The organism is Rhodococcus sp. WWJCD1, assembly GCF_002258735.1.
Lineage (GTDB): Bacteria > Actinomycetota > Actinomycetes > Mycobacteriales > Mycobacteriaceae > Rhodococcoides.
Window position 1 is genome coordinate 1 of the sequence record NZ_NOXY01000036.1, and the last position, 1,545, is coordinate 1,545.

The window sequence follows — 1,545 nt, forward strand, 5'->3', positions numbered from 1 at the left end:
CTCATATGGAGGTCGGCCTGTCAACGACGGCATGGTGAAGCGGTGGCACGCACCGTCGTGTGTGCCACCGCTTCCTGTCGCCGGGATGGTGATCGATGCGAGTGGGAGGTGAGCGTGTCGTAGTGTTCGACGCGTCGTCAACTCTCATATACGCGGGTTGGTTACCGCAGGACGGACTGTTTCGGCTGGAGTGGATCGCAAGTCTATAAGTCGAGCGTGATCCCAACGCGCAGTTGAGGATTGCTCATAGGCGGCTAGCGGGTCACTCCCAGACGCTCGGTCACATCCCACATCGTCGTCGATCGTTCATCCCGGACATCTATCCCGACGCAGATCGCTGGTTCGGCGCCGGAGCTTCTGTCATTCCTCGAGTGTGGCCAACGACCAGCACCAGCCGGCCAGCTCTCGTGCGATCCCGGCATTGGCGACCACCGCACGTTTACCGCGTTCGTCGAAATGTTCCCACCGTGCGTGCAGCCGCCGGTTCGCTCGATGCCCTCGCGCTTTGGCTTTGGGAGTCGAGGCCTTCCACCGTGCCACCAGTTCACGCCCCGGCCGATACGGCTTGCGATGATGCCAGGCAGCCTCGACCAGCAGTCGGCGCACGTGAGCATTGCCGGTTTTGCTGACACCGCCCTGCGACCGGGATTCACCGGAAGAATGCTCGGTCGGGATCAACCCGACGAACGCACCGATCGAGCGGCCGGTCAACCGGTCCCACTCGCCGATCTCGGTCGCCAAACCGAACGCTGTCAACGTCGCCACCCCACGAAGGCACCCCAGCCGGGTCACCACCGGAGTGAACGACGAATGCGCAGCCATGTCCGCGATGGCGGTATCGAGACGATTCCGGCGTTCGGTGGTGGCGATGACGGTCTCGTAGGCGGTGTCGTAGGTGATCTGCAGTGCACGTGAATCGAACCGCTGGCGGCGTAACCACAGATCGTGGGCTGCGGTCCAGGGTTTGCCGCCGCTGTAGATGATCCCTTGACGCAGCAGCACATGTGTCAGGCGATGCTGTGCGGACACCAGATCGCCGCGGCAGTCCTCCCTCGCTCGCACCAGATCACGAGCGGACTCCTGTTCGGTACTCGGAATCAGCACCGGCACAATAGAACTCAAATGAAGCAACCGTGCCAGATGTCGGGCGTCACGGGCATCGGTCTTGATGCGGTCACCAGGGGGACGTTGAATTCTCGATGGTGCCGCCACCACGCAATCGACACCGGCGGCCAACAGAAAACGGGCCAGACCGAAACCGGTCGGGCCCGCCTCGTAGACGACATGCACCGATCCTGGCAGCGCACGGATCCACTCCAGGATTTCTTTGTGATCAGGCGACATGCGACGCTCGAACAACTCGCCCGTCTCGCCATCCAAACCGCACGCCACCACCGATCGTGCGTGCACATCCAAACCGACACTCGTACGATGATTCTTCACTGGGGCCTCCCACATCTGTGGCTCTACCGGCCAGGACCCACTCCTGTCGGCAACCCACGCTTACATGCGGAGAGGCCCCAGCCAAGACCTCCATACCGTCTA

The 1,545-nt window shown here is 62.4% G+C and carries 1 protein-coding gene; it reads right to left on the minus strand.

The features are described 5' to 3' along the window. Window positions 1-360: 360 nt before the first annotated feature. Entirely contained in the window at window positions 361-1,443 is a 1,083-nt protein-coding gene (locus CH286_RS27505; RefSeq protein ID WP_441347146.1) for an IS110 family transposase, read from the minus strand. Window positions 1,444-1,545 lie beyond the last annotated feature (102 nt).